Origin of the sequence: Arthrobacter sp. CC3 (assembly GCF_039907775.1) — a bacterium.
GTDB lineage: Bacteria > Actinomycetota > Actinomycetes > Actinomycetales > Micrococcaceae > Arthrobacter.
The window spans coordinates 126,251-145,703 of the sequence record NZ_JARCCY010000010.1 but is presented as its reverse complement, the minus strand read 5'-3'; the positions used below and the strand labels follow the sequence as shown (position 1 = coordinate 145,703).

General features: G+C 67.3%; 17 protein-coding genes. 7 read left to right on the top strand and 10 right to left on the bottom strand.

The window, feature by feature from the left end; translation table 11 throughout:
* Nucleotides 1-290: 290 nt before the first annotated feature.
* From hutU to PV761_RS08580, 3 genes are all read left to right on the top strand, one after another.
* Nucleotides 291-1,988 carry a urocanate hydratase gene (hutU, locus tag PV761_RS08590; protein WP_028270681.1) on the top strand — a complete coding sequence of 566 codons (1,698 nt, stop codon included), beginning with the start codon at nt 291-293 and terminating at the stop codon, nt 1,986-1,988.
* Between the two features lie 97 nt (nt 1,989-2,085).
* Nucleotides 2,086-3,678, top strand: coding sequence for a histidine ammonia-lyase (gene hutH / locus PV761_RS08585; protein WP_347895904.1), 1,593 nt, complete (start codon nt 2,086-2,088; stop codon nt 3,676-3,678).
* A 165-nt stretch (nt 3,679-3,843) separates the two neighbouring features.
* Entirely contained in the window at nt 3,844-4,080 is a 237-nt protein-coding gene (locus PV761_RS08580) for a hypothetical protein (protein WP_347895902.1), read from the top strand.
* 60 nt (nt 4,081-4,140) lie between these two features.
* Here the strand turns inward: PV761_RS08580 and PV761_RS08575 are convergent, their stop codons facing one another.
* The 7 genes from PV761_RS08575 to PV761_RS08545 all read right to left on the bottom strand — a co-directional run bounded on the left by PV761_RS08575 (nt 4,141) and on the right by PV761_RS08545 (nt 10,799).
* Nucleotides 4,141-4,377 carry a hypothetical protein gene (locus PV761_RS08575; RefSeq protein ID WP_051628828.1) on the bottom strand — a complete coding sequence of 79 codons (237 nt, stop codon included), beginning with the start codon at nt 4,375-4,377 and terminating at the stop codon, nt 4,141-4,143.
* Nucleotides 4,378-4,554: 177 nt separating this feature from the next.
* Nucleotides 4,555-5,415, bottom strand: a complete 861-nt coding sequence (locus PV761_RS08570; RefSeq protein WP_028270685.1) for a phosphogluconate dehydrogenase C-terminal domain-containing protein — start codon at nt 5,413-5,415, stop codon at nt 4,555-4,557.
* Nucleotide 5,416: 1 nt separating this feature from the next.
* Nucleotides 5,417-6,217, bottom strand: coding sequence for a sugar phosphate isomerase/epimerase family protein (locus PV761_RS08565; RefSeq protein ID WP_347895899.1), 801 nt, complete (start codon nt 6,215-6,217; stop codon nt 5,417-5,419).
* Nucleotides 6,214-7,050, bottom strand: coding sequence for a triose-phosphate isomerase family protein (locus tag PV761_RS08560; protein WP_347895897.1), 837 nt, complete (start codon nt 7,048-7,050; stop codon nt 6,214-6,216). The genes PV761_RS08565 and PV761_RS08560 overlap by 4 nt, the downstream gene beginning before the upstream one ends.
* Nucleotides 7,034-7,504, bottom strand: a complete 471-nt coding sequence (locus PV761_RS08555; protein ID WP_028270688.1) for a ribose-5-phosphate isomerase — start codon at nt 7,502-7,504, stop codon at nt 7,034-7,036. Before PV761_RS08555 ends, PV761_RS08560 begins: the two co-directional genes overlap by 17 nt.
* Nucleotides 7,501-9,270: a dihydroxyacetone kinase family protein gene (locus tag PV761_RS08550; protein ID WP_347895895.1), complete on the bottom strand. Its 1,770-nt coding sequence runs from the start codon at nt 9,268-9,270 to the stop codon at nt 7,501-7,503. The genes PV761_RS08555 and PV761_RS08550 overlap by 4 nt, the downstream gene beginning before the upstream one ends.
* Before the next feature lie 164 nt (nt 9,271-9,434).
* A complete protein-coding gene (locus tag PV761_RS08545; protein ID WP_347895893.1) occupies nt 9,435-10,799 on the bottom strand; it encodes an MFS transporter in 1,365 nt (454 codons plus the stop codon).
* Between the two features lie 210 nt (nt 10,800-11,009).
* On the opposite strand from PV761_RS08545, the gene PV761_RS08540 reads away from it, so the two are divergent.
* A complete protein-coding gene (locus PV761_RS08540; RefSeq protein WP_347895891.1) occupies nt 11,010-11,753 on the top strand; it encodes a FadR/GntR family transcriptional regulator in 744 nt (247 codons plus the stop codon).
* 145 nt (nt 11,754-11,898) lie between these two features.
* The gene (locus PV761_RS08535; protein WP_347895889.1) at nt 11,899-13,974 is read left to right on the top strand and encodes a hypothetical protein; all 2,076 of its coding nucleotides are present in this window, start codon (nt 11,899-11,901) and stop codon (nt 13,972-13,974) included.
* Nucleotides 13,975-13,989: 15 nt separating this feature from the next.
* Here PV761_RS08535 and hutG read toward each other — a convergent pair whose 3' ends face one another.
* Both hutG and PV761_RS08525 read right to left on the bottom strand, forming a co-directional pair.
* Nucleotides 13,990-14,976, bottom strand: coding sequence for a formimidoylglutamase (gene hutG / locus PV761_RS08530; RefSeq protein ID WP_347895887.1), 987 nt, complete (start codon nt 14,974-14,976; stop codon nt 13,990-13,992).
* 98 nt (nt 14,977-15,074) lie between these two features.
* Complete coding sequence (locus PV761_RS08525) at nt 15,075-16,517, bottom strand: NCS2 family permease (protein WP_347895885.1); 1,443 nt, start codon at nt 16,515-16,517, stop codon at nt 15,075-15,077.
* 112 nt (nt 16,518-16,629) lie between these two features.
* On the opposite strand from PV761_RS08525, the gene PV761_RS08520 reads away from it, so the two are divergent.
* A complete protein-coding gene (locus PV761_RS08520) occupies nt 16,630-17,313 on the top strand; it encodes a copper resistance CopC family protein (protein ID WP_347895883.1) in 684 nt (227 codons plus the stop codon).
* Here the strand turns inward: PV761_RS08520 and PV761_RS08515 are convergent.
* Entirely contained in the window at nt 17,310-17,942 is a 633-nt protein-coding gene (locus PV761_RS08515; RefSeq protein WP_043438289.1) for an FAD-dependent monooxygenase, read from the bottom strand. The two genes, PV761_RS08520 and PV761_RS08515, sit on opposite strands and share 4 nt — an antisense overlap.
* A gap of 473 nt (nt 17,943-18,415) precedes the next feature.
* Between PV761_RS08515 and PV761_RS08510 the strand changes: the two genes are divergently transcribed.
* Nucleotides 18,416-19,447: a universal stress protein gene (locus PV761_RS08510; RefSeq protein ID WP_028270697.1), complete on the top strand. Its 1,032-nt coding sequence runs from the start codon at nt 18,416-18,418 to the stop codon at nt 19,445-19,447.
* Nucleotides 19,448-19,453: the final 6 nt, after the last annotated feature.

The following is a 19,453-nucleotide window of genomic DNA, read 5'->3' as shown; positions in this document are numbered from 1 at the left end:
GACCATCAGAAACCACCAAAGCAGGAGCCGGATTCGTCATAGCCCCAGCTTAACAGCGCACCCACAAACTATTTTGGAGACACACCACTAGGTAGCGGCAGATGTCGTTTTGAAGGCCGAAAACGACACCTGCTGCTACCTAGTTGGGAACAGGGGAGTGCGTCTGGAATACCGGACAGCACCGGCTTCAACCCACTGTTTCCGGGGCTGCGGACAGGCTTTAGTTGATACAGAACCTCAATGAGCCGGCGGACGCCGGTCGAACCACCAAGCACACGAAGGAGCGCCTCATGGCACCCGCCGATTTCACCACCGGTGCCCGCCCGGTCAAAGCAGCCCGCGGCACCGAGCTCACCGCCAAGAGCTGGCAGACGGAAGCCCCGCTGCGCATGCTCATGAACAACCTGGACCCCGAGGTCGCCGAACGCCCGGACGACCTGGTGGTCTACGGCGGCACCGGACGCGCCGTCCGCAGCTGGGCCGCGTTCGATGCCATCACCCGCACCCTGGAAACCATGGAAAAGGACGAGACCCTGCTGGTCCAGTCCGGCAAGCCGGTGGGCGTCTTCCGCACCAACGAATGGGCGCCGCGCGTGCTGCTCGCCAACTCCAACCTCGTCGGCGACTGGGCCAACTGGCCTGAATTCCGCCGGCTCGAGGCCGAGGGCCTGATGATGTACGGCCAGATGACCGCCGGGTCCTGGATCTACATCGGCACCCAGGGCATCCTGCAGGGCACCTTCGAAACCTTCGCCGCAATCGCCCGCAAGCTCACCGGAGACGAAAACGGCACCCTCGCCGGCACCCTGACCCTCACCGGCGGCTGCGGCGGCATGGGCGGCGCCCAGCCGCTCGCCGTCACCCTGAACGACGGCGCCTGCCTGATCGTCGACGTCGACGAAACGCGCCTGCGCCGCCGCGCCGGCAAGCGCTACCTCGACGAGGTGGAAACCGACCTCGACGCCGCGATCGCCAAGGTCCTCAAAGCCAAGGAAGAGCGCCGCGGCTGGTCCGTGGGCTACGTCGGCAACGCCGCCGAGGTCTTCCCGGAGATCCTGCGCCGCCACAACGCCGGCGAGCTGACCGTGGACATTGTCACCGACCAGACCTCCGCGCACGACCCCCTGAGCTACCTGCCCGAGGGCATCACGGTGGAGGAATGGCACCGCGAGGCCGCCGCCGACCCCGAGGGCTTCACCAAGAAGGCCCAGGCCTCGATGGCCAAGCACGTCCAGGCCATGGTGGAGTTCCAGGACGCCGGTGCCGAGGTCTTCGACTACGGCAACTCCATCCGCGATGAGGCCCGCAAGGGCGGCTACGGCCGGGCCTTCGAGTTCCCCGGCTTCGTCCCGGCCTACATCCGCCCGCTGTTCTGCGAGGGCCTGGGCCCGTTCCGCTGGGTTGCGCTCTCCGGTGACCCCGAGGATATCGCCGTCACCGACGCAGCCATCAAGGAACTGTTCCCCGAGAACAAGCACCTGCACCGCTGGATTGACGCGGCCGCCGAGCGCGTCGAGTTCGAAGGCCTGCCGGCCCGTATCTGCTGGCTGGGCTACGGCGAACGCGCCAAGGCCGGGCTGCTGTTCAACCAGCTCGTCAAGGAGGGCAAGGTCAAGGCACCCATCGTGATCGGCCGCGACCACCTCGACTCCGGCTCCGTCGCCTCCCCGTACCGCGAAACCGAGGCCATGGCCGACGGCTCCGACGCGATCGCCGACTGGCCGCTGCTCAACGCGCTGCTCAACACCGCATCCGGAGCCACCTGGGTCTCCATCCACCACGGCGGCGGCGTCGGCATCGGCCGTTCCATCCACGCCGGCCAGGTCTCCGTCGCCGACGGCACCGACCTCGCCGCGGAAAAGCTCGCGCGCCTCCTCACCAATGACCCCGGCATGGGCGTCATCCGGCACGCCGACGCCGGCTACGACCGCGCCGTCGAGGTCGCCAACGAACGCGGCGTCCGCATCCCCATGAACGAAACCCGCTGACCACGGTCCCAACCCCACATCGATTGCTCCGTAAGAGCCGTTATGAGGTCCCAAAAGGGCACTTACGGAGCTATCGATGAGAATTGAAGTAGGAATCATGACTCTCACCACCCACGAACCGCTCACCGTCACCCTCGGCTCCAGCGGCGTCACCCCCGAGGATGTCGTCGCCGTCGCCCGCCACGACGCCAAGGTGACCATCTCCCAGGAAGCCCTCGACACGGTAGCCAAGGTCCGCGCCCACATCGACGACCTCGCCCACAGCGAGATCCCGGCCTACGGCATCTCCACCGGCTTCGGCGCCCTGGCCAACCGGCACATCCCCAACGAGCTGCGCACCCAGCTGCAGAAGTCGCTGATCCGCAGCCACGCCGCCGGCATGGGCCCTGCCGTGGAACGCGAAGTGGTCCGCGGCATCATGTTCCTGCGCGCCAAGACCCTGGCTTCCGGCCGCACCGGCGTCCGCCCCGTGGTCCTGCAGACCATGGTGGACGTCCTCAACGCCGGCATCACGCCGGTGGTCCGCGAATTCGGCTCGCTCGGCTGCTCCGGCGACCTCGCGCCCCTGTCGCATTGCGCCCTGGTGCTGATGGGCGAGGGTGAAGCAGAAGGGCCCGACGGCGTCACCTACGGCGGGCGCGGCGAACGGACTGTCGCCGAGCTGCTCGCCGAACACGGGATCGAACCCGTCACGCTCGCCGAGAAAGAGGGCCTGGCGCTGGTCAACGGCACCGAGGGCATGCTGGGCATGCTCCTGATGGCCATCGCGGACATCCGCCAGTTGCTGACGACGGCGGACATCACCGCCGCGCTCAGCGTCGAGGCGCTGCTCGGTACGGACCAGGTGTTCCTGCCCCAGCTGCATGCAGCACTCCGGCCGCACCCGGGCCAGGCGGCAAGCGCGGACAACATGCTCCGGGTCCTGTCCAACTCGCCGATCGTGGCCTCGCACCGGATCAACGACACCAAGGTCCAGGACGCCTACTCGCTGCGCTGCGCACCCCAGGTGGCCGGGGCCGTCCGCGACACCGTGGACCACGCCGCCCTCGTAGCCTCCCGCGAACTCGCCGCCGCCATCGACAACCCCGTGGTCCTTCCGGACGGCCGGGTCAGCTCCAACGGCAATTTCCACGGCGCACCGGTGGCCTACGTTCTCGATTTCCTGGCCATTACCGTGGCGGACCTGAGCTCCATTGCCGAACGCCGCACCGACCGCATGCTGGACCCGGCGCGTTCGCACGGCCTGCCGGCCTTCCTGGCAGCGGATCCCGGAGTGGACTCCGGCCTGATGATCGCGCAGTACACCCAGGCCGGACTGGTCTCGGACAACAAGAGGCTGGCCGTCCCGGCGTCCGTGGACTCGATCCCGAGCTCCGCGATGCAGGAGGACCACGTCTCCATGGGCTGGCACGCGGCCCGGAAGCTCAGGAAGGCCGTGGAGAACCTTCGCCGCGTCCTGGCGATCGAACTGGTGACGTCCGCACGGGCCATCGACATGCGGACCCAGCTTTCCGGCGGAGAACTGGCTCCGGGGCCTGCCGGCGCGGCCGTGATCGCGGCGCTGCGCGACGTCGTCGAGGGTCCGGGCACGGACCGGTTCCTGTCACCGGAACTGGAGGAGGCAGACCGGCTCGTTGCGTCCGGCAAGGTGCGGGCGGCAGCCGAATCCGCCGTCGGAATTCTGGCCTAAAAGTGAATTTTATGCATCCAGAATGACAATTTCCCGGCGCCCCCGAAATACTGCGCGACACAACAGGCGGGGGCCCGGGAATTGTAGTAGAACTAAAGATGTAGTGATGAAGCCCACACCAATGATGTTGTGGCAAAAGAACATATACAAAGGGGTAGAAGTTCAATGAAAGCACGGGGGACGGTTCTGTCCAGGCGGGCGGCGTTTGCTGCCACGGTTTCCGACTGGAGGAACCTCAAAGCAGGCGAGCGGGTGGAAATCCTCAAGCATGCGCATGTGGTGGCCGCGGGTGAAGTTGAGGAAGTTTCCGTGAGTGGAAATGTGCTCTGGCTGGTGCCCACGGGCCCTTCGGAATCCCAGCTCTTTATGAAGTCAGACGGTGTGCAGGTCCGCAGGACCTAAGACCAGGACCTAAGACCAGGCTCTAAGACCAGGAACTACGCCCAGGATCCGGCCGCGTGGTTAGGCGGCGATGTCCTCGTAGGTTTCACCGAAGGGTACGGATTCGTCTAGTGCTACGGTGAACGCGCCCGGCTCGTGGCGGGTGACGCGGATGCCGCAGTTGCCGTCTGCTACGGCAGCTTCGATGAGTTCGTTTACGGCGCTGTCCAGGCCGTGGTGAACCTCTTCGGCGGTTGAAAAGGTCAGGTGGATGGACCGAACGTCGGTGGTCTGGCGTTCCATGGTTGCTGAGCTCATTGCAGGACTTTCTCTAAACGATGTGCCGGATGGCCACGATCCATTCTACCGGCTTTGTCAAAATAGGTAAGATGTCTGGCATTTGTCCCTCCGGGTTCCGGGTCTACCGAAGCCCGGAGGGACAGCCTTTTTAAGCCGCCCCGAAGGGGGCTGGAGCCCTGCGGCAGGGCCGGTCGCCTAGCGCTTGACGGCGTCCAGTTTCAGCATCTTGGCGATGACGCCGTCGAGCTCGGAGTCGTCGAAGATCTTCTTCCAGTCGTCCTTGATGATGGTGTCCTTGCCGTACTGGATGGCGATTTCGCAGGCCTCGGAGAACGGGTTGGAGCCGCGGAGGGCGTTGGTCAGGGCGATCTGCACGTGGCCGAACAGCATGGCCTTGGCTGCCTCCTCCGGGACGCCGGCGGTGTGTACGGTCTCGTGCAGTGCTTCGTTGAGCAGGGTGCCGATCATGCAGGCCACGGTTTCCACCAGGGTGGGTTCCAGGATGGCGAGCTGCTTCACGGTGACCCAGTGCACGTCGATGACGGGGGCGTAGATGGTGCGGATGACGGCCTCGGCCGAGTCGCGGGTCGCTGCGGGGGCGTCCTCGTCGATCGCGGCAACCACGTTCTGCGGGGCGCCTTCGCCGCCGAAGGTGTCGGCCCATTCCTCCTTGGTGGTGCGCTCCAGGAACACGGACGGGTGGCACGGGTGCGCCACAGCCTGGACCACGTCGTCGCGCTTGGCCAGCAGCCCGGCGTAGGCGGCGGCGGGGTCCAGGGTGAGCAGGATCGCACCGGCCTTCATCTGGGGGACCACGCCTTCGGACACAACGCCCAGGACGGTGTCCGGGACGGCGAGGATCACCACGTCGGCGCCCTTGACGGCGTCGTCGGTGGAGGTGATGTCACGGCCTTCGGCGCGGACGCGGTCCTGGCCGGCGGGGGAGTTCTCGCTGTAGAAGACGGTGTGGGCGCTCTTCTGGAGGTTCCGGGAAACGCGCATTCCCATTTTGCCACCGGCTCCGATGACGGCGACGGTCAATTGTTCTGCTGACATTTCACTTGCTCCTTAGGAAATCGATGCTTTGCTGGGTCCACTGGTTTTCGAGGCGGATGGTGTCCGCCTCGGTGTCCTGCCACGGCAGCCAGTGTTCGACGATCTGGTTGATGTTTCTTTCTTTGGGCTGAAGCTTCCCGGCCATGTAGTCATAGTCGAGAAGGCCTTCGCCGAGGGGAGCGCCGGAGTACGTGAACCCGACCCACCCCTCCTTGCGGCTGAACGCAAAGTCTTTGATGTGCATGTTGAGGACGTAGGGCGCGACGGCGTCAATCACCTCGCGCGGCATCTCCAGCGCCGCGACCGTATTGGCCGGATCGCTGCAGATGCCCAGGGACGGGCTGTCCACTCCGCGGATGACGTCCAGGATCCGGGAGGTGGGGACCTGTTCGTAGGTTTCCACCGCGATCTTCACCCCGGCTGCCTCGAATTCAGGCAGAACTTCCTTGAAGATCGCCACCGCTTCCTCCGCCGTCGGGGTGTGGCCCGGGACGTTGAACATGGTGCGCAGCAGGGGCGAGCCCAGGATGCCTGCGATGTGCAGGAATTTCCGCAGGTGCTCCGGGCGGATGCCCTTGGTGCCGAGCTCCAGCGCCATGCCGAGGCGCTCCGCGGTGGCGCGGACAGCTTCCAGCTCCGTGTCGGTCATGGCTTCCAGCGGGGCGAAGTCGCAGATCTGGAAGAGGTCCACGCCCAGGGCGGCGGTCCGTTCCAGTGCCTGGTGGATGCTGAGCGGTTCGGACACCTGGTCCGAGAGTTGCCAGAAGAACGCGTAGCTGCTCAGGCCAAGTCGTGAGCTCACGCGGCCACCTTCTTCGCGGCCAGCCGTGTGGCGGTCTCGTCGAGGATGGTCTTGAGTGCCTGGGGGTCGTGGGCGAAGCGGCCCAGGAACAGGCCGGCGACGGCGGTGTCCAGTTCCGTGATCAGGCCGGGGCCGGCGCTGCCGCCGTAGATCACCCGGCTGTCTGCCTGGCCGGGCAGTGCCCGGAGGTGTGCGTCCAGGCCGGTGATGACGGCACTGATGTACTGCGGTGACGCCGGTTCGGGGGCGCCGATGGCCCACTGCGGCTCGTACGCCACGATGGTGCGTCCGGCCGGTCCCAGGGACTGTGCCCGGTTCAGGGCGGCATCGATCTCGGCGCTGCACTGGGCGATGGCTTCTTCCGGTGACCCGGCGTTGAGTTCGCCGACGCACAGGATTGGCGTGAGGCCGTTGCGGTAGGCTGCGGCGGTCTTGAGCCCGATGACTCGGTCGTCCTCGCCAAAGATCCGGCGGCGTTCGGCATGGCCCACCTCGGCGTAGCGGCCACCGAGTTCGGCCACCGTCGTGCCGCCGACCTCGCCGGTGAACGCGCCTTCGTCTTCCCAGAAGATGTCCTGGGCTCCGGCGGCGGCACCGGCCGCACCCAGGATGCGGGCCGCTTCGGGCAGCACCGGCAGGGTGGGCAGCACGAACAGTTCGATGTCGCCGCTCTGGACTGCCGGGTGGGCGAACGCGATGGTGGCCACGTCGCGGCAGTAGTCGACCGAGCGCTGGTAGCCGAAGTACATTTTCAGGCTGACGCCGATGATGGCCTTCGCCTGCGGCGCTGTGTCTCCGGCGCGGGCCGAAGCGTTCTTAGCAGGAAGTGACACCTTCATAGTCCTTAATCAGGGTGACTTTTTCGGCCGAGGCGGAGGTCTCGTCGAAGGTGTAGGTGAGCCATTCGCGGGCGAGCCGGCGGGCGAGTTCCAGGCCGACGACCCGCTGGCCGAAGGTGAGGACCTGGGCGTTGTTGCTCAGGACGGAGCGTTCCACGGAGAAGCTGTCGTGGGCGGTGACGGCCCGGACGCCGGGGACCTTGTTCGCGGCGATGGCCACACCGAGCCCGGTGCCGCAGACCAGCAGGGCACGGTCGGCCTTGCCGGCGGCGATGAGTTCGGCGGCGGCGATGGCCACGGACGGGTAGGGGGTGTGGCTGGTGGCGTCCACGCCGACGTCGGTCACGGATTCGACCAGCTCGGAGGCCTCCAGGTCAGCCTTCAGGGCTTCCTTGTATTCGAATCCGGCGTCGTCGGCCCCGATGACCAGGCGCAGTTTGGCGCTCATGCGTTCTCCTTGACTGTGTTGTTGCTGAGGGTGTTTTCGGTAAGCGTGTTGTGGATGGCTCGGACGATCAGTGCCATGGATACCGCGCCGGCGTCCGGGGTGCCGAGGCTCTTCTCGGCGTGCGGGCGGGCGCGGCCCATGAGGGGCAGCAGCTGCGCGGTGTCTTCTGCGGCCTGCTGCGCAACGGTGGCCGCGGCGCCCCAGGCCTCGGTGAGGGACTGCCCGGCGTTGACGCCGGCCGTGAGGGCGTCCCGGAACGGGACCAGGACGTCCACCAGGGTCTTGTCCCCGGGCTTGGCTTTGCCGAAGTCCATGATCGCGAACGCGGCACCGGCAACACCGGCGGCGACAGCACCGGCGTCGGGAGCTTGGGTGTCGCCCACGGCGTCACCGACCGCTCGGAGGGCCATGCCCCAGAGGGCACCGGAGGTTCCGCCGGCCTTGTCGGCCCAAGCGTCCGCGGCGAAATGCAAGGTGGTGGCCGCGCCGGCGCCGCGGGCGACGGCGTCACGGGCGGCGTCGACGGCGGCGCGGACGCCGCGTTCCATGCCGATGCCGTGGTCGCCGTCGCCGGCGATCGCGTCGATCCGGCCGAGTTCGTCGGCGTTGGCGTCCACCACGTTCTTCGCGGCGCCGAGCGCTGCGAGGACCCGGACGGCGCCGGCGCGGGACTCCGCCGTCGCTTCCGGGATGGACTGTTCGACGTCGGCCAGTTCAGTTGCGTCCGACGCGTCCAAAGCCGCCGCGGTAACGGCGCCGCGGCGGAAGGCCGGAGCGTCGGCGGGGGCGTTCCAGAGGGTCTCGAGTTCCTCGTCGAGCCAGAACAGGGTCAGGGAGGTGCCGGCCATGTCGAAGCTGGTCACGAGCTCGCCCACCTGCGGGTCCACGGCTTCCAGGCCGGCCTCGGCCAGCAGCTGGGCCACGCGGCGGTAGACCACGAACAGCTCTTCGTATTTGACGCTGCCCAGGCCGTTGAGGATCGGAACTACACGGCGGGGGGTGCCTCCGTCGAATCCTTCGAGTCCTTCCGGGACTTCGGTGAGGAGCTTGGCCACCAGCAGTTCGGCGAGCTCGTCCGCCGTCGGGATGTCCGTTTCACCGATGCCGGGTTCGCCGTGGATGCCCATGCCCACGGCCATCCGGCCCTCGGGGACGGAGAACAGCGGGTGGTCGGCGCCCGGCAGGGTGCAGCCGGTGAAGGCGACGCCGAAGGAACGGGTGCGGTCATTGGCGCGCTCGGCGATGGCGACGACGTCGTCCATGGAGTAGCCGGCCTCGGCGGCTGCGGCAGCCACCTTGAAAACGGTCAGATCCCCGGCGATGCCGCGGCGCTTGGTGCGCTCGGTGAGCGGGGCGGAAGAAACGTCGTCGGTGACGGCGATGCTGCGGCAGTCGATGCCTTCCTTGCGGAGGCGGTCCTGGGCCTGGTTGAAGTGCAGGACATCCCCGGCGTAGTTGCCGTAACCCAGCAGCACGCCGGCGCCGTTGCTGGACGCTTTCGCCACGTTGTAGACCTGCTGCGCGGAGGGGGAAGCGAAGAGGTTGCCCATCGCGGCGCCGTGCGCCAGGCCCTGCCCCACCAGGCCCGCGAACGCCGGGTAGTGGCCGGAGCCGCCGCCGATCACCAGCGCCACCGTCTCCGGGGTGCTCCTGGTGTTGCGGACGACGCCGCCGGAGACGCGCTTTACCCAGCGGCCGTGGGAGGCTACGAAGCCTTCGATCATCTCGTCAGCGAAAGCTGCTGGTTCATTGAACAGGCGGGTCATGGGAAGCTCCTGGGCCTAACTAAGGAAGTCGTTCGGGGCGGGGCGGATTGGATTGGCGGGTTGGAGCGGGGGCGTCCCCGGGCAAGGGGGACGCCCCCGGGCTTGTTGCGGCCCGGCTGTGACGGCACGGGCTGTTACGGCCCGGGCTGTTACGGCCCGGGCTGTTACGGCTCGGAGTGGTGTCCGGCGCCCGCCGGGTCCAGCGCCTCAGCCGGGACGCCTTCGCTGACCTTGCCGGAGCGGCTCAGCGTCACCATGAGGATGGAGGACAGGAGCATGAAGCCGCCGACGACGAACATCGGCACCGTGTACCCTCCGGTGAGGTCCTTGAGCCAGCCGGTGACGTACCCGGCGCTGAAGCCGGCCAGGTTGCCTACCGTGTTGATCAGGGCGATGCCTGCAGCCGCTGCTGCGCCGGTGAGGAACTGGGTGGGCACCGTCCAGAAGTTGGGCAGGGCGGCGAAGATGGACATGGCCGTGATGGTGATGACGGCGATGGTGGCCGCCGGGGAGCCGGCGAACAGGGCCAGCGGGATGCTCAGGCCGCCAATGAGGGCGGGGAGGGCGATGTGCCAGGTCTTGACGCCGCGCCTGGTGGCGTCCTTGGACCAGAAGTACAGTGCGAACGCAGCGGGCAGGTACGGAATTGCGGTGATCAGGCCCTTCTGGAAGACGTCGAACTTGGTGCCGTAGATGCCTTCGAAGCCCGCGATGATGGTGGGCAGGAAGAAGCCGAGGGCGTACAGGCCGTAGATGAAGCCGAAGTAGATCGCGGAGAGCATCCAGACCCGGCCGTTGCCGAAGACGGTGCGGACGCTGACGTGCTTGTTGCTGGCTGCGGTTTCCTGCTTTTCCTTCTCCAGGGCGCCGGTCAGCCAGGTCTTTTCCTCCAGGGTCAGCCACTTGGCCTTGGCGGGGGAGTCGGCCAGGTAGAACCATGCGATGACGCCGACGATGATGGCGGGGATGGCCACGCCGAAGAACATGACGCGCCAGCCGGCGAGTCCGAAGAGTCCGTGCTGCTGGATGAGCAGGCCGGCCAGCGGGGCACCGATCACGGTGGTGAGCGGCTGGGCCAAGTAGAACAGGGCCAGGATCTTGCTGCGGTGCCGGGACGGAACCCACAGGCTCAGGAACAGGATGGCGCCGGGGAAGAAGCCGGCCTCGGCAACACCCAGGATGAAGCGGAGGATGTAGAGCTGTTCCACGTTGCCCACCCAGGTGAACAGCAGGGAAACGATGCCCCAGCTGACCATGATGCGGGCAAGCCAGCGGCGGGCGCCGAACTTGTGCAGGGCCAGGTTGCTGGGGACTTCCAGCAGGATGTAGCCAATGAAGAAAACGCCGGAGGCGAAACCGAACTGCGCCGCCGAGAGGGCCAGGTCGCCGTTCATGCCGTTGGGGCCGGCGAAGGAGATGGCCGTCCGGTCAAGGTAGTTGATGAAGAACATCAGGGCGACGAACGGCACCAGCCGGATTGCCACTTTCCTGATTGCAGATTTTTCGACCACCGATTGTGTGGTGTCCACGTTGACTCCTAGATGTTGATGTCCCGGCCGCATCCTGCGCTGGAGGCGTGGGGCTGGTTTCGAGGCTTAGCGTCGGGGGGCGTATCAAGTGGGGCTAGGCCTGTGACTTCCACCATAAGGCCAACAAGGTAAATTGGTCAACCGGTTGACTGATTCAATTTTGAAGTCGGGATGCCATGCCTGCCCGCGTGTGGTTGCTACGCTGTGAGTGTGTCCGCAAACTCCGCCGCCTCGACGGCCAAAATCAGTGCCGCGCTTGGTTCTATGGGGCAGGGTTCTGTCGTCTCCGAGGTCGCCGAGAGGCTGATGGCCTACTTCACCAGCGGAGACATCGCCGCCGGGACCCGCCTTCCCGCCGAACGCCAGCTGGCCGCCTCGCTCGGAGTGGGGCGCTCGGCCGTACGCGAAGCACTGGCCGCACTGGAAATTTTGGGCATCGTCATTGTCCGACCCGGCTCGGGAACGTACCTGCGCGACGGCGTTTCGGAGCTCCTGCCCCGGACCCTCAGCTGGGGGCTCATGCTGGGCGAGCCCAGGACCCGTGAGCTCATCGAACTCCGCAGCGGCCTTGAGGTGCAGGCCGGCCAGCTCGCCGCGGCCCGGATTACCGACGAGTCCCTGGCGCGAATGCGGGCCAACCTCGACTCGATGGAGCAGAACCTGGGCAACCTGGCGGCATTCGTGGAAGCCGACGCCGCCTTCCACAAGGAAATTGCCACCAGCTCCGGAAACCAGGTGCTGCAGGAGCTCCTCCAGAGCATCCGCTCACTGCTGCGGATCTGGGTTGACCGCGCCCTCACGGACGAAGGGCACGCCGCCGCAGCGCTCGCGGAGCACCGGGCCATTTTTACGGCCCTCGAAAAGCGCGACGCCGCCGCAGTGACCGAGGCCATGGCTTCGCACATGGGTACCGCTTCCCGCCGCCTGCTGGCCGGGTACGACGCCGCGCAGTAGGTAGCAGGTAGGGCGGCCAGCAGCCACATAACAGGCGTTGACGGACGGCCATTGAGCCTCCGGGCCTCTTCCGATATGGTCAAATCCACAGGACCGGCCCGGGGTCAGCTGGGCGCAGTCACCAGCCACCAGAGAGCAGCTTCCCGTGTCTACTGAGCCCTCCGCAGCCCTGCACCCCGCAGCACCGTCCGCCGCAGTACCGTCCGCCGCAGTACCGTCCGCCTCAGTATCGTCCGCCCTGGCGGGTTCCGATTCCCGCCCCGCACTCGAGCGGCGGCTCGATCCGCAGATCAGGAAGCTCGCCGTGGGCGTCTGGACGGCGGAGCTGATCGGGGACGAACTGGCGAACATCAGCTACGGCGGCCGGCCGGTACTCCGTGCCATCAAAGCGGTGGTGCGGGACCACGAATGGCGCACCTTTGCGCCGTCGGTGCGGGACATCGAGGAACTGAAGGACGACGACGGCATCAGCCTCCGCATCCACGTTGACTACGCTGCCCCCGGCACTGCGGCAGATGGCACTGCGGCGCCCGGTACTGCCGCAGATGGAACGGAACCCCCGGCCTACGAAGGCATGCTGATGCTGCGGGTCACCCCGGCCATCGTTGATGTGTCCTTCTCCGGCCGGGCGAAAGCGGCGTTCCGCCGCAACCGGATCGGCCTGGTGGTCCTGCATCCCACCAGCGAAGCCGGGCGGGACGTCAGCGTGGTGTCGCCGGACGGCAATGTCACCAGCGGGGCCTTCCCCACAGACATCAGGCCGGACCTGGTGTTCACGGACATCTCCTCGCTGGAATGGGCCGACGCCGGAACCGCCTTCGACCTTGGCTTCTCCGGAGACATCTTCGAAACCGAGGACCAGCGGAACTGGAGCGACGGTTCCTTCAAGACCTACAGCACCCCCTCGGCGCTGCCCACCGCGGTGGACGTTGCCGTGGGGGACACCGTGAAGCAGTCGGTCAGCATCGAAGCCCTGAGCATCGAGACGCCGGACAACCCCGCCCGCGAAAGCCAGGAGCAGGCGGCCTTTGCCGTGGGCGTGCCGGTGGGAACCGTTCCGGCTCTGGCGTTGTCCGTGGACACGGTGGATGCTGACTCGACGGCTTCCGCCCCGGTAGGCGCCGGCTCAGCGGAAGGCCCCACGCTGCCGGGCCTCGACGCCGTCCTGGTGGAACTGTACGAACCCCGGGAAGCCTGGCCTGCCAAGCTTGCCGCCGCAGCCCGGGAGGCGGACCGCCACGGAGCCGCCCTGGACGTGCGGGTGGTGTCGGACTCGGCCGACGGCGTTGCGGAAGCACTCAGCAGCGCCCTGGGCGGGTCGCTCTCCCGGGTCGTCCGGCTGGGACTCTTCCACCCCGAAACGCAGTGCACCGATCCGGCAGCGTTTGACGCACTGAAGGCTTCGCTCAACGACGCCGGTTTCAGCGGCCAGCTGCTGGCCGGCACCCGCTCGCATTTCACCGAACTCAACCGCTGGATAGCCGGAAGCAGCGCCGGAAGCGGCAACGTCAGCCCCGTTCCAAAGGACGCCGACGCCCTGACCTTCAGCCTCGCCCCGCAGGTGCACAGCACGGAAATCCCGCACATCGTGGAGACCGTTCCGGTGCAGCGTCTTGCCGCCGCCAGCGCCCACAAGCTGGGGGAAGGGCGGCCTGTCCACGTCGGACCCATCACGCTCAAGCCCCGGCTTCATGCCCCGGACCAGCGTGCGGAAGGCGACGAGCTCCAGGACCACAGCTTCACCGCGGCCTGGACGTTGGCCAGCCTCCACGCCCTGACGGTGGACGGCGTGGCTTCCGTGACGTACTTCGAGGCAGGACCGCCGCGTGGCGTCACGGCCGCGGACGGGGCCCTTAACCCCGCAGGGGAGCTGCTGCGGAGGCTCGCGGCGTGCAAGGGTGATCCGGTCCTGGCCGCTGATCCCGTGCAGTCGCAACGGCGGGCCGGCAAGAGCCCCGTGACGGTCTACCCGGTCCAGTCGGACGGCGGCCTGCAGCTGTTCCTGGGCAACCTCAGCCCCCGCGAGTCCACAGCACGCTTCACGCTGCCGCAGGGGACCGGCGGCAGTGCCGCTCCGGGGGCGGCAGAGGTGACGGTCATCGGTGCCGCTGCGGGCTCCCGGGCTGAGGCCTCCCGCGCGGAGGCATCCTCAGCGGACGACGGCTACCTGACGGTAACGCTGGGACCGTGGGCCACCGCCGTCGTCACCTTCCGTGCCTGACGGCAGGCGGCAGGCCTAGCCCAGCAGGGTGTTGACCAGCCGCGCGGCCACCTTGGCCGTGCGCTGGTCGATGTCGAACTTCGGGTTCAGTTCGGCCACGTCCAGGTGGAGCAGTTTCCCGCTGGCAGCCACCTGGCGGCACACTGCGCTGATCACCGGCAGCGGGACCCCGTAGGCGGCCGGCGCGCTGACCCCCGGGGCCACGGCGGCGGGCAGCACGTCCAGGTCGATGGTCAGGTAGAGCACGTCCACGGTGTCCAGGAAGTCGGCCACGAACTGCCGGGTTGCCTCGGCCGTGCAGTCCTCGTCGAGAAGGTACTTCACACCCAGCCGTTCAGCGGTCTTGAAAAGCACCCGGGTGTTGTTGGGCTCCGAGATTCCGACGACGGCGTAGTTCAGTTTTCGTTCGGCGGCTTCCTCGGCCCTGGCCATCTGCAGGAAGGGTGTGCCGGAGGACGGCTCGGGGGCGTCGCGGAGGTCGAAGTGGGCGTCCAGGTTCAGCACGCCCAGCCGCTGCCCGCTGCGGACGGCGTCGGAACCGGCTACGCCAAGGTAGCTGGCGAACGCGGTCTCGTGGCCGCCGCCCAGCAGCACGGTGAGGTTTCCGGCGTCGAGCATTTCCGCAACGGCCAGCCCGGCGCGGGCCTGCCCGGCCTCCAGCGCACCGTCCCTGACGGTCACATCACCGGCGTCGAACACCTCGCGGGGGAGGTGGAACGCGAGCGGCCCCAGCGCGGCCCGGATGGCGGCGGGGGCCGCGGCTGCGCCCACCCTGCCCTTGTTGCGAACCACTCCGGCGTCGCTGCTGAATCCGAGAATGACGGCGGGACGGTGGCCAGGCTCCGGCGTGCCGGTCTGCAGGTGTTCCGGCAGCGGAGCAGCAGGACCGTGGCGGTACGGCTGGACGGCCTGCCACCAGCGGCGGTGCTCAGCGCCGTCGCCGTCGAACCGGCCCCGCCAGGTGAGCGGCGGATTATCGACTGTGAGGACTGTGTGCGGCATACTCCAAGCTCACCGCAGCGGAGCCCCGAAAACCAGCCCCGCCGCCGTCGGACTGTCGCAAATCCCGGACAGTGCCATCTTGGCGGGCGAAAACCGGACTACAGGACGCCCAGCGCCTGCTCGATGGGGCCGATGCCGAAGAACAGCAGGAACGCGGCGGCCACGGCCCACATCAGCGGGTGGACATCGCGGGCCCGGCCCTGGAACGTGCGGATCAGCACGTAGGCGATGAAGCCGGCGCCCAGGCCGTTCGCGATCGAGTAGGTGAACGGCATCAGCGTGAACGTGAGGAACGCGGGAATCGCGATGCCCCAGTCCTGCCAGTCGATCTTGCCCACCTGGGCCACCATCATGAAGCCCACCACCACGAGGGCGGGGGCCACGGCCTCGAACGGGACCAGGTTGATCAGCGGTGTGAAGAACATGGCCACCAGGAACAGCAGGCCGGTGACGATCGAGGCCAGGCCGGTGCGTGCGCCCTCACCGATGCCCGCGCCGGATTCCACGTAGATCTGGTTGGAGGAGACGGACGCGCCGCCGCCCACGATCGCGCCGAGCGCGTCGACCTGCAGCACTCGGTCCACGTTGGGGATGTTTCCGTCCTTGTCCACGGTGCCTGCCTCGTTGGCCAGGCCCACCATGGTGCCCATCGCGTCGAAGAAGATGCTGAGCAGGATCACGAAGGCCAGCAGCGTTGCGGCCACGAAGCCGAGGTGCTCGAACGCGCCGAGGGGATTGGCCTTGCCGATCAGGGACAGGTCCGGCGCGGCCCACTCGGTGAACTTCGGTGCCACCAGCGACCAGCCCTGCGGGTTGACGTTCTTGCCGTCGAAGCTGGGGCCGATGTGCAGGGTGAATTCCAGGATGACGGCCAGGATGGTGGAGGCGATGATGCCGATCAGGATGGCGCCCTTGACCTTGCGGACCAGCAGGCCGATGGTCAGGATGAGCCCGAAGACGAACACCACTGTGGGCCAGCCCAGGAGCTTGCCGTCGAAGCCCAGCCCCACCGGGACCGTGGTGCCCGCGGCGTCCGGGATGCGGCGCACGAACCCGGCGTTGACCAGGCCGATCAGGGCGATGAACAGGCCGATGCCCACCACGATGGCCGTCTTGAGGCCGTCCGGGACAGCCTTGAACACCGCGGTGCGGAAGCCGGTGAGGACCAGGATCAGCATGGTGATGCCGGAAAGGACCACCAGCCCCATCATGTCCGGCCAGGTCAGGCCCGGGTTCGTTGCCACCGTGACCGCCACGAAGGCGTTGACGCCCAGCCCGGTGGCCATGGCGAACGGGTGCTTGGCCCAGGCGCCCATGAGGATGGTCAGGATGCCCGCGGCAAAGGCGGTGACCGCCGCGACGGCCGGGAAGCCCAGGACTGCGCCGCTGGAGTCGGGCCCGGAGAGGATCAGGGGGTTCAGCACCACGATGTAGCTCATGGCGAAGAAGGTGGCAAAGCCTCCGCGGATCTCGCGGGAGAAGTTTGACCCCCGCTCGGATATCTTGAAGTACCGGTCCAGTGCAGAGCCCTGCTTAAGCATTAGTCCTCCGGGGAGAGTGTTGGGGATAAGTTGAATCCTAGTAGGTTGGCGGGTTGCCGGCCCGCGATTTCGCCTAGTCTGTAAGGAAGCCAACACACAGGAGTATCGCCGCATGCGTTCCATCCGCTACCTGCTGAGCGCCCTTATCGGGGCACTGTTTTTCGCGGCCGCCGTGCTGTCCGCAGCGGCACCAGCCTCTGCCCACGATGCCGCGGAGTCCAGCAGCCCGGCCCAGGGGGCCACGGTTGCCACTCCGCCGGAGAAGGTTTCGGTGGCCTTCAACAAGGACCCGCTGGCCCTCGGCTCGCAGATCCAGGTGAAGGATGCGGCAGGCGTGAACTGGGCGGAGGGTCCGGTGGAGATCGTGGACAACGTGGCGTCGCAGAAGCTCCGCGCCGGCGCCCCGGCCGGGAAGTTCACCGTGGTGTGGCGCGTGGTCAGTTCCGATTCGCACCCTATTGAGGGCACGTTCAGCTTTACGGCCACCGCCGCAGCGGCGGGCTCCGGCTCTGCCAGTCCGGCGCCGGGCAGCTCGGCGCCCGACAGTTCGGCGCCCGGCAGTTCGACGGCGGGTCAGGTCCCCTCGGCGGGAACCGCACAGCCCGGCACCACCCCCACGGTTCCGGAGCCCGCCCCGGACGCGTCGGAGCCGTTCCCCTGGAGCCTGGTGGTGTTCGCCGGGACCGCCCTGGGCATCCTTGTGGCGCTCGGCGTGCTGGCGAAGCGCAACCTGAAGAACAATGACGGCGACACCTCCACGGCCGGCGACAGTTCCGAGGATGCCGACGCCCGCTAAGCCGGAGACGGCAGCGCGGCGAAGCTTCCCGTGAGCACTGACGGAACACTGTCCGGGTAGACCTTGGCGGAAATCGCCTGTCCCACAACCTTGGCCTGGCGGAGTACTTCCTTGGGTGTCGGCGTGATGAGTTCCCCGACGCCCACGAGGTATATGCCGATGGCCCGCATGGCGGCGGCCAGGCTCTGCCCCAGGGCCAGCCCAAAGTCGGCGAGCATGCGGCGCAGCTGGCTGTGTGCACCGCGGGTCAGGACAATGTGGTGGGCCAGCAGGATGCCCTCGGGCGTGTGCACTGCCCACTGGTGCATGGGCGGCTGGGAGAGTCCGGTGCCCAGCAGGTTCAGCTGGACGGCACGGGTGTTGTTGCGGATGTCCAGGTTGTGGCTGCTGGCGTAGTTCCTCAGGTGCCGGAGGATTTCGTTCCGTTCCTGCATGGTGGCTGAATTCGGCGCGTCACAGCGGGGCAGTGACACGGTATTGGCGGACTGGATTCCGCCCAGGGTTTCGAGCGCATCCACGGTGATGGAGTCCACGCCGCGCCGCCGGAGCTCGCTGGCAATTGCCAGGCCCGGAAGCCCTGAGCCGATGATCACCGTGGTGGTCTGCTCGGTTCCACCATAAATTGGCATGCTCGACACTGCTCGTTCCTCCTCGAATGGTTCGCTGTGCAGGTCTGGTTCCCCTGCACTCTCCGTAACCCCCAAAGTCCGGCTGCCGCGCATGAAGCTGGAAATGTGTTCTGAAACACGTATCTCAGATTCGCAACGCCTCGACATTACAGAACTTTTGGAGCTCTGGATAGCCCTTGCCGGACATTGGCTAACCCAACAATCTCATACTTGTAATTCGGCTCATCGGAGGTGGGATCTTTATGTTTCAGTGCTGTAAAAACTGGTAGCTGGCTCAGGTGTCCGGAGCCTCTCCGGAAGCCTCCGGCTGCCTGACGGAGGGCCGCTTGCTTAGCGTTCTGCAACCGAGAATAGTGGTCTAAAAGAGGGATTATTCGGCCAGAATCCGGCCTTGGCGCCCGGTTCACCCGGCGGACGGCCACTTCTGGCAGAATAGCGGCAACATCAGGCAGTATCGCGAGGAGGCGGACCCCATGGGCCGAGATCAGGTGCACCCATCAAGGGATGACGACGGCGGTTCTGCCGCCCCCGAGGGGATCGTTGTGGGTGTTGACGGCTCCGACCATAGCCAGTGTGCCCTCGTCTGGGCCGCACGTGAAGCTGAGCGCCGCCGCCGCCCCCTGCACATCGTGACCGCATACTCCGTGCCGATCTTCGCGGCGTCCGGCCTGGACGGCGGCTATGCCACCGTTGACGATTCGGTAATCCGCGAGGGCGCCGAGGCCATCCTCAAGCAGGCATTGGATAAGGTGGCCCCGTACGACATCGACGTTGACGCATCCGTGGAAAACGGCGACGCCTCCGGAGTGCTGCTGGAGATGTCCGAGTCCGCCGAACTGCTGGTGTTCGGCACCCGAGGCCGGGGCGGCTTCGTGGGCAGGCTGCTCGGATCCGTCAGCAGCGCCCTGCCGGCACACGCCAAGTGCCCCACGGTCACTGTGCCGCTGATCTGCGCGGACCGCCTGGGCGAGACCACGGATGACAAACACGTCAAAGCCGAGCGGGCCAAATCCGGCAACCAGCCGGTGGAGCACGTTGTGGTGGTGGGCGTCGACGGTTCCGAACAGGCCCGCGTCGCCGTCCTGGAGGCTGCAGACCAGGCCGAACGACTTGGTGCCCCGCTCCGCGTTGTGTGCGCCGTGCCGCAGTACAGCGGCTCGCTGGCATGGGTCCCCGCTCCGATGGACAGGGAAGCGTTGTTCGCGGACATCAGGGTGCAGCTCGAGGCCGGCGTGGCGTGGCTGAAGAGCCACTACCCCAAGCTGACTGTGGAGACCCAGCTCGTGGACGGTTCCCCGGTCGAGGTCCTGGTGGAAGCCAGCCGGCACGTGGAACTGGTGGTCGTGGGAACCCGCGGCCGTGGCGGTTTCACCGGAATGCTGCTGGGGTCGACGTCGGACGGCATCCTTCACCATGCCAAGGGGCCGGTGCTGGTGGTTCCGGACCGGGACGACCCGCGGCTCGCCGACCGCGCCAGCTTCGGGCCCATGCTCGGAGCGGCGTAACCGCCC

What these genes read in the sequence shown, in the direction of transcription:
- PV761_RS08520 (WP_347895883.1), top strand. Translation starts at nt 16,630, where the DNA reads ATGCGTTCCATCCGCTACCTGCTGAGCGCCCTTATCGGGGCACTGTTT.
- hutG (WP_347895887.1), bottom strand. Translation starts at nt 14,976, where the DNA reads ATGCCGCACACAGTCCTCACAGTCGATAATCCGCCGCTCACCTGGCGG.
- PV761_RS08510 (WP_028270697.1), top strand. Translation starts at nt 18,416, where the DNA reads ATGGGCCGAGATCAGGTGCACCCATCAAGGGATGACGACGGCGGTTCT.
- hutU (WP_028270681.1), top strand. Translation starts at nt 291, where the DNA reads ATGGCACCCGCCGATTTCACCACCGGTGCCCGCCCGGTCAAAGCAGCC.
- hutH (WP_347895904.1), top strand. Translation starts at nt 2,086, where the DNA reads ATGACTCTCACCACCCACGAACCGCTCACCGTCACCCTCGGCTCCAGC.
- PV761_RS08525 (WP_347895885.1), bottom strand. Translation starts at nt 16,517, where the DNA reads ATGCTTAAGCAGGGCTCTGCACTGGACCGGTACTTCAAGATATCCGAG.
- PV761_RS08580 (WP_347895902.1), top strand. Translation starts at nt 3,844, where the DNA reads ATGAAAGCACGGGGGACGGTTCTGTCCAGGCGGGCGGCGTTTGCTGCC.
- PV761_RS08575 (WP_051628828.1), bottom strand. Translation starts at nt 4,377, where the DNA reads ATGAGCTCAGCAACCATGGAACGCCAGACCACCGACGTTCGGTCCATC.
- PV761_RS08515 (WP_043438289.1), bottom strand. Translation starts at nt 17,942, where the DNA reads ATGCCAATTTATGGTGGAACCGAGCAGACCACCACGGTGATCATCGGC.
- PV761_RS08550 (WP_347895895.1), bottom strand. Translation starts at nt 9,270, where the DNA reads ATGACCCGCCTGTTCAATGAACCAGCAGCTTTCGCTGACGAGATGATC.
- PV761_RS08570 (WP_028270685.1), bottom strand. Translation starts at nt 5,415, where the DNA reads ATGTCAGCAGAACAATTGACCGTCGCCGTCATCGGAGCCGGTGGCAAA.
- PV761_RS08555 (WP_028270688.1), bottom strand. Translation starts at nt 7,504, where the DNA reads ATGAGCGCCAAACTGCGCCTGGTCATCGGGGCCGACGACGCCGGATTC.